The 7,777-nt window shown below is 57.4% G+C and carries 9 protein-coding genes and 1 pseudogene; all 10 read right to left on the bottom strand.

Features of this window, described 5'->3' with window-relative positions; translation table 11 throughout:
• Window positions 1-318 precede the first annotated feature (318 nt).
• Window positions 319-468 carry an SDR family oxidoreductase gene (locus AU465_RS21035; protein ID WP_192252342.1) on the bottom strand — a complete coding sequence of 50 codons (150 nt, stop codon included), beginning with the start codon at window positions 466-468 and terminating at the stop codon, window positions 319-321.
• Window positions 469-506: 38 nt separating this feature from the next.
• Window positions 507-1,262, bottom strand: a complete 756-nt coding sequence (locus AU465_RS21030) for an amino acid ABC transporter ATP-binding protein (RefSeq protein ID WP_210325189.1) — start codon at window positions 1,260-1,262, stop codon at window positions 507-509.
• 11 nt (window positions 1,263-1,273) lie between these two features.
• Complete coding sequence (locus AU465_RS21025) at window positions 1,274-2,017, bottom strand: amino acid ABC transporter permease (protein WP_246506300.1); 744 nt, start codon at window positions 2,015-2,017, stop codon at window positions 1,274-1,276.
• Window positions 2,018-2,189: 172 nt separating this feature from the next.
• On the bottom strand, window positions 2,190-2,939 hold the full coding sequence (locus AU465_RS21020; protein WP_192252339.1) for an amino acid ABC transporter permease: 750 nt from the start codon (window positions 2,937-2,939) through the stop codon (window positions 2,190-2,192).
• Window positions 2,940-3,014: 75 nt separating this feature from the next.
• On the bottom strand, window positions 3,015-3,887 hold the full coding sequence (locus tag AU465_RS21015) for a transporter substrate-binding domain-containing protein (RefSeq protein WP_192252336.1): 873 nt from the start codon (window positions 3,885-3,887) through the stop codon (window positions 3,015-3,017).
• A 113-nt stretch (window positions 3,888-4,000) separates the two neighbouring features.
• Window positions 4,001-4,381 (bottom strand): hypothetical protein, encoded by a 381-nt coding sequence (locus tag AU465_RS21010; RefSeq protein WP_192252333.1) that lies wholly within the window; start codon window positions 4,379-4,381, stop codon window positions 4,001-4,003.
• A 72-nt stretch (window positions 4,382-4,453) separates the two neighbouring features.
• Complete coding sequence (gene gfa / locus AU465_RS21005) at window positions 4,454-5,023, bottom strand: S-(hydroxymethyl)glutathione synthase (protein ID WP_192252330.1); 570 nt, start codon at window positions 5,021-5,023, stop codon at window positions 4,454-4,456.
• A gap of 64 nt (window positions 5,024-5,087) precedes the next feature.
• Entirely contained in the window at window positions 5,088-6,215 is a 1,128-nt protein-coding gene (locus AU465_RS21000) for an S-(hydroxymethyl)glutathione dehydrogenase/class III alcohol dehydrogenase (RefSeq protein ID WP_192252327.1), read from the bottom strand.
• 315 nt (window positions 6,216-6,530) lie between these two features.
• Window positions 6,531-6,767: pseudogene (locus AU465_RS20995) on the bottom strand (P-type conjugative transfer ATPase TrbB); the annotation flags it as partial.
• Between the two features lie 325 nt (window positions 6,768-7,092).
• On the bottom strand, window positions 7,093-7,777 hold a 685-nt coding region (locus AU465_RS20990), incomplete at its 5' end, for a DUF3732 domain-containing protein (protein ID WP_210325188.1).

Here is a 7,777-nt window from a genome sequence, read left to right as displayed (position 1 = left end):
CTGTCCGCGACTTAGCGGAATCCCCGTCCGGCTTTTGCGAAATGCGCACGCCAGCACTAGGATCCTGATCTCGATCGCCTCCTGAACAGCCAGTTCCTGCCCCGGCCGAAGAAACTTCCCGTGGTCCACGATGCGGCGATATCATCATCAAGCGAACGGAACGAGTGGTGCCGCCCTAGCATGCACCGCGCTGAGAACGGTCGATCCGCAAAGGCTTGCACCCGCCATCGTGACATTGCGTCTAGGAGCACTCGCCACCTCCGGCTTCGATCAGGCCTGTTGCTCGATCTCGCGGCCGGAGGACGAAGCCGGAAGCAGTCAGATGATGGAGGCACCGTTGATGCCAACGATTTGGCCGGTAACGTAACTCGCGTCGTCGGACAAAAGGAATGCGATGACCGAAGCCACTTCCTCAGGCTGGGCTTCCCGACGCAGCGGTATGTTCGTCAACCAGCCTTTTCGGACCATAGGCGCCTGCTACCAGTCGCAGCGCACAGGCGATGCTTTTAAAGGATTTGACTCAGAAATGCCTTCGTGCGCGGATCTTTGGCCTCTTTGAAGAATGGCGCAGGTGGGCCGTGCTCCACTATCACCCCCCTATCGGTGAAATAAACATGGTCGGCAACCTCCCGAGCAAAGCCCATCTCATGAGTGACTAGAACGCAGGTCATGCCGTCTGCGGCCAAGTCTTTGATGGTCACCAACACCTCCTTCACCGTCTCGGGATCCAGTGCTGCCGTAACTTCATCGAAGAGCATGATGTCCGGGCTCATGGCAAGCGATCTGGCGATTGCGACGCGCTGTTGCTGGCCACCAGAGAGCTCGCCAGGATACGAGTTTTCCTTGCCCTCAAGACGTACTCTTTTTAACAAAGCCCGCGCTCGGCTCTCTGCCTGATCCCGAGGCTGCTTCAGTACCTTTACCGGCGCCATCATGACGTTCTGCAGCGCCGTCTTGTGGGGGAAAAGGTTATATTGCTGGAAAACCATGCCCACCTTCCTCCGCAGCTTCAGCTTGTCGAGATTGGGATCGTGGACCTCTTGGTCACCAACCGTGATCGAACCGGAGTCGATATCATTCAAGGCATTGATGCACCGGATCAACGTTGATTTGCCCGAGCCAGACGGGCCGATAATGCAGATAACCTCGCCTTTCATTACTGTCAGGCTAACGCCTCTCAGCACCTCCTGCTTGCCGAAAGATTTGTGAACGTCTTTGATTTGAAGGATGGGCCGATCGGAGGACCATTTAGCCGAGACCATGCATCATCCCTCTATTGCTTGATCGCAAAGCGACGCTCAAGGCGGCGCGTGAAAGCAGCAATCGGATAGCTATAAATGAAGAACCAAGACATGAGCCAAAGATACATGGGGATCAGGAACTCGCTTCTGTCTTCTGCAGCCAGGGCGTCCTGTGTGAGGGTCATGGCGTCATTGACACCGAGAATAGAGATTAGCGGGGTCGACATTGTCAGGATGCAATACCAGTTCATCCAAGGAGGCAGCATGCGTTTGACGCATTGGGGCAAGATGATGCTCCATAGCGTTTGACGCCTTGAAAAGGCGAGGCTTTCTGCAGATTCCCACTGTCCGGTTGGCAGCGATGCAACTGCTCCGCGGAGGATTTCAGATACGTTTGCCATAATAGGGAGTGAAAGTGCGAACGTGGCCTTTGTCCACCCGGGAACGTCGTATGTCTGGCCGAATACCTTGATCTGGAATGGCAGCATGAGCATGAAGTAGAACAACAAGACGAGCCATGGCGAATTTTGAAAGATTTGCGTAGTCAACCACGATATTCTTCTAATAACTCTGTTGACCGAAATCTGCCCAATCCCCAACCAAAGGCCGAAAAAGGTTCCAAAAGCCATCGCCAGGAAGCTGACCAGGATATTCAGGGCGAAGCCACCAAACTCTCCTGGCGGCCCAAAAAGCATCAATGGGGTCCACTTAATGAGGGTTTCCAGAATGGTCGGACTGGATCGCGTTTGCACTTGCGCGTAGGTGGTGTCGACCAAGACCGAACATATAAGGATAAGCGAGATCGCCCAGCCAACCTTGGGACTGGCTAGCCATGCCGTCCAGAAGGCGCTTTGAGCTGGGTCCCTTTGCGAGAGCCTGAACGGTTTCATCACAGCAAGGTTTGTACCGCCTGAGCGGCTGCACATCGGCTTCTCGATTCGCGGCCCCCTACTCATGGCTGCTCCGACCGAAACCTGGAATGCGGATCGCCCTTTCCCAACGATGCATGAGCCAAACAAGTATCCCCACGAGAACGAGGTACACGACCCAGACTACATTCATCATCTCTGGTACGTTGAATTCGTCAGACCAGATTTGGTTGGACACGTAGAGGGTCTCAGGCACCGCGATTGCATAGGCCACCGTGGTAGTCTTCACCAAATTGACCAGATTGCTGTTGAGCGCGGGAAGGCAGACGCGGTAGGCCAAAGGAAGGGTGACGTAGCGGTACACCTGCCATTTCGTATATCCGAGCGATTCTGCGGCTTCCACGGTTGATTCCGGAACGGCTTCAAGTCCCGCGCGGAAGATCTCCGTATTGAATGCTCCTGCAAAGAAAGATAATGAGATGACGGCCCAACCAAAGCTGCTTAGGATTCCCGTATGGAGATCAAAAAGGTGCGCGATGGCGGAATCAATCGCAAAATAGAAGAAATATAGTTGGACCAGCGGCGGCGTATTTCGAAAAAACTGAATGTAGGCATGAACCAGGCGCCGTGCTGAGGCGTAAGAGGACATCTGAAACCAGGCGCCAATCATTCCAATGATGACTGACAACACTATGCAAACAAACGACAGCTGAATTGTCGTCACAAGGCCTTTCAGAAACCGCCCACGATCCCACTCGTCATAAAAGATAGTCAGCTTGATTCCATAGGCTTCATCTAGCCAGCGGAACCAATCCCAAAATGCGTCCATGCGACCCTCCGATGCGCCATCGTCGGAAAGTGGGCAGCCTCCCAAACCGGAAGGCCGCACGAATCTTTTCGAGACCTACTCCTCTCGGACGGAAGCGCACGCCTTGTCACCGGCTAGGCATTTCTCGTGCATAGAGCGGACCCAGGCGGACTCCGGGATATGCCATTTCTTTTCCAACTCGGAGATGAGCCCGCTCTTGTGCCAATCAATAATAGCGGCCGAGAGCGCGGCGCCGAGGGGCTCATTTACCTCGTCCTTGCGGACAGCTGCGCCCCACGGAACATCCGCCACAACCGGCGTTGCGACAGCATAGTCAGCCCACTTGTTCGGATCGGCGACTATGCGAGCGGTAAAGGCGGAATCGTCGTACAACCAGCCGGCGCAGCGTCCGGCCAAGAAAGCCGCTTCGGCCTCTGGAACTCCTTTGAAGGCGACCATGTCTGCACCCTTTTTGGTGCCGTAGTCCTTGTTGAACCAGGATCCTTGAATGCCGCAGATGGCCTTCCCGTTAATGCTCTCCCACCCGTTGATGCCCGAGTCCTTGCGGGCCAAAACGGCAATGCCTGAGGAATAGTAGTCAGGTTGTACAATCCCGACTACCTTACGCCGCTCTGGCGTGTCGGACATGGTAGCGATCAACACATCGATCCTACCCTGCTCGAGAAACTCCATCCGATTGGCTGTTGCCACGACAACCAGGTTAAGACTGATGTCCTTGCCGGCCTGCTTGGAAAGTCGCTTGGCGAAGTCTTGTGCTAGATCGATCTCAAGGCCGACAAGGTTGCCTGCGGCATCACGCATTCCCCACGGAGCAAAATCAGCTTTCACCCCGACGGACAGGCTGCCGCGCTCTACAATATCTTTTAGGGCATCGGCCGCAGCTTGAGTGCTTGCGATAGCTGCAAACAGCAATCCGGCGATGGTAATTCTCAAGGTCTTCTTCGACATTTGGCTCCTCCCAATTTGAATCCCTAAATGCAACACGAAGCACACCGCAGGTGCTTTCCATTCGTAGACCTATCAGCCCTCCTTGACAGGCGCGCTCGTTGCTCAGCGCCGGTTCAGGCCGCTCCGAACTTTATGCTGTGGCCCGAGTTTTGTATATTTTTGTTGATCTTTCGTATAAAATCTATCTTCTCCGATTCCCGGAAGAAGTCAACCGCATTCGAAAATCCATGGGGTGAAAATGGGCCGGTCCTGGCAATGCGCCATCGCCCGCCTTTCGGATTCTGTCTCGTAAAATCTCTTCTGACCGCAGCCGCTAGAAGAAGGGGCATCCAATGGGAATGCTGACGGTGGAAGGACATGTTGGCTTGAAGGCCATCGCCTAGATGCAGCGCCTCTACCGCATCCTGGATATTCGCTGCTTCATGATTGAAAGGCTTGCCCTCGGAGGGGCGTCCCTGATGCCATGGCGCCGTTTGGCGGGCCAGAAGGTGCATTAGACTTCCGAGCCGGACCTCTTGGAAGCAAGCCGGCGTTCAATTTGCGGGGTTGAACGCCGGCGAGAGTTATTAGGCCGGCAGTGCGCCCGACTTCTTGGCGGTCCAGGTGGCGATATAGTCCATCAGGCCCGGGTTGAGGCAGTCATAGGGCTCGAGGCCGATTGACTTCAACCGGGCGCGGATGCCGTCCATGCGGCTCGGATCGACGCCGGATTCGATGATCGAGGACACGAAGGCGGTGAAGCCCGGCGGCGACCAGCCGTCTTCCTCGAAACGCTCGGGATGGATGAAGCTCAGGCCCTTGAACGGATGGTCGCGCTCGACCGGGCCGTGCATATGGACGCCGCAGCCGGTGCAGGCATGGCGCTGGATGAGCGCGCTCGGATCGACCACTTTGAGCTTGTCGCCATTCTCCACGACGGTGACGTCGCCGGTGCCTGCCACGGCCACGACGGAGAATATCGCGCCCTCAGGCTTCCAGCACTTGGTGCAGCCACAGGCGTGGTTGTGGGCGATTTGGCCCTTGACCTTCACCTTCACCGGCTTGCTGGTGCAGGCGCAGACCAACGTGCCGCCGGAAAAGCTGGCGCTTTCCTTCGGCAGGCCGTTGTCGATTTTCGGATGCAGTTTTTCCGCCATTCCATTCCTCCCATGTTTAACCACAGAGGTCGCCGGCCGGTTGGCCGGCGGCCTGTGGTCTTCCTCAGTAAACCACCACACTCCTGATCGACTTGCCCTCATGCATGAGGTCAAAACCCTTGTTGATGTCCTCGAGCTTCAGCGTATGGGTGATCATCGGGTCGATCTGGATCTTCTTCTCCATGTACCAGTCGACGATCCTGGGCACATCGGTGCGGCCGCGCGCGCCGCCGAAGGCGGTGCCCATCCAGGTGCGGCCGGTGACCAGTTGGAACGGCCTGGTTGCAATCTCCTGGCCGGCGCCGGCAACGCCGATGATGACCGACTTGCCCCAGCCGCGATGCGAGGCTTCCAGCGCCTGGCGCATCACCTTGGTGTTGCCGGTGCAGTCGAAGGTGTAGTCGGCGCCGCCGATCTGGTCGGCGCCGCGCTTGGTCATGTTGACCAGATAAGGCACGACGTCGCCGTCGATCTCCTTCGGATTGACGAAATGCGTCATGCCGAACTTCTCGCCCCAGGCCTTCTTGTCGTTGTTCAGGTCGACGCCGATGATCATGTCGGCGCCGGCAAGGCGAAGACCCTGGATGACGTTGAGGCCGATGCCGCCGAGGCCGAAGACCACAGCCGTGGCGCCCTGCTCGACCTTGGCCGTGTTGATGACCGCGCCGATGCCGGTGGTGACGCCGCAGCCGATGTAGCAGATCTTGTCGAAGGGGGCGTCCGGGTTGACCTTGGCGACCGCGATCTCCGGCAGCACGGTGAAGTTGGAGAAGGTCGAGCAGCCCATGTAGTGGAACAGCCTGTCCTTGCCGATCGAGAAGCGCGACGAGCCGTCCGGCATCAAGCCCTGGCCTTGCGTGGCGCGGATGGCGGTGCAGAGGTTGGTCTTGCGCGACAGGCAGGACGGGCACTGCCGGCATTCAGGCGTATAGAGCGGAATGACGTGGTCGCCCTTCTTGACCGAGGTGACGCCCTTGCCGACATCGACGACGATACCGGCGCCCTCATGGCCGAGGATCGCCGGAAACAGGCCTTCGGGATCGGCGCCCGACAGCGTGAACTCGTCGGTGTGGCAGATGCCGGTCGCCTTCACTTCGACCAGGACCTCGCCGTCGCGCGGACCCTCGAGGTCGACCTCCATGATCTCCAGCGGCTTTCCGGCAGCAACAGCGACAGCGGCACGCGTTTTCATGAGGCAGTTCCTCCCAAGTACGCACCTCCTGACCCCGGGCTCGGCAATCGGTTGCAGGAGTAAGCGGTGAAGTGCGGTGTCTAGACCATGCCCAGCCGAATTGCCTCAACGGCCAGCCCCCGACAGGTAGAATGCCGTAGGTTGTCCCCGTTTCAGCGTGCAAATGTTGTATAAACATCTCTTGGATAGTATGCAATCATGAGTTTCTGGTAACGGCCTGATTGGTCATCGTTAGAAAATTCCCCGAGCGCGAAACCCTGCCCTTTCGTCCGAGTTTGCCAAAGATTGAGTGGTCCAGCTCCGAGGCCTTCAACCACTCTTGCCGGTGGATGTGCCGCCCGCAACAAGGATGTTCGCGCGGTTAGCAATTGCGGCACGCAGCGTTGCCGCCTGGTCGGTGGTCATGATCCCCGCGGCTGCGTAGTCGGCGAGGGTGAACACGGCGACCGCGGGCTTGCGGATCGCGAAGGCGAACGCGGCAACGACGGGCGGCAGCAAGCCTTCGAAACGTTCGCCGGTTTCCGGCAACTCGGCCGAGACGCGCGGACAACGGTCCGCCGGCGCGTGGCATCATCAAGCAGCTCACTTCCGACAATATCGCGCCCGTGATCGCCCCCGCCTTGCCCATACCAGGCGATATCGGTCCATCCAGCCCGGACATGATACGCGAAGACGAGCGGTTCGAACTCGGCCCCACCAAAATCTTCAAAATGAATTCTCTGCACAAGACGTGAGACATTCGGCATGGGAACCCCTCAATCCGGCAACTTGGCGCAAATGAACATTCTCTCAGTCTTATTCAAGCGAGCGTGGCGCTTGGCCCGATCTAGGCGCTCATTCGCTAGCCAGGTAGACCGGCCACGATTTCCACGATCGATCACTGTTCTGCCGATCCCAGCCACTCCGGCGGGACGAGTTTTGTGTTGTCACGCCACTCCTGAGCAAGCGTCACACCTTCGATCTCACCCCAGACGTCAAACCCCGCATGATCGAGGACGATTACCTGTAAGCGGCCCTTCGCCCGAACAACCTCTCTGCCCAAGGCCTCAAACACGGCCCGAACTGCAGAAATATCCACATCCCTGATGCGCACTGGGACGTCGTCCGTTCCCTGGTCGAGATTGCGTGGGAAATATACTTGGCTTGGCTGGTCATAAATGAGCAGCGCCGGCACGGGATGATTTATTTCTTCGAGGAAAAACCGCTGGAGCGCTAGGGTCAGAGCGACGTGATAGGCAAGCCAATTGGCGCCGCTGCCGATCTCCCAGAGAAAATCCGAACGGTCCGTATGAATGACACGAATGGTGAGATCGTCGATCAGAAGCTTTATAGGCGCTTCCTTCCATTCTGCGTCGAGCGTTGGAATAATTTGTGCCGCAAAATTCTCGATGACCCGAAGGGCGTTGTTGGTCTGCGCCCGTACCTGCTGTTCGGAATAAACTTTCTTCAACTCGTCAATTTGCTCAGTTAGCTGTTGAACCCGCGCGCTGAGCTCAGACGTTTCGTCCGCACTGACGTTGCCCCCAGTTTCTATCCAGCTTTGAGTTCGTTTCCGGCGTGGG

The organism is Mesorhizobium silamurunense, assembly GCF_014843905.1.
GTDB classification, from domain to species: Bacteria; Pseudomonadota; Alphaproteobacteria; order Rhizobiales; family Rhizobiaceae; genus Mesorhizobium; species Mesorhizobium silamurunense.
The sequence above is the reverse complement of the archived record's forward strand: the minus strand, read 5'-3'. Positions and strand labels throughout refer to the sequence as shown.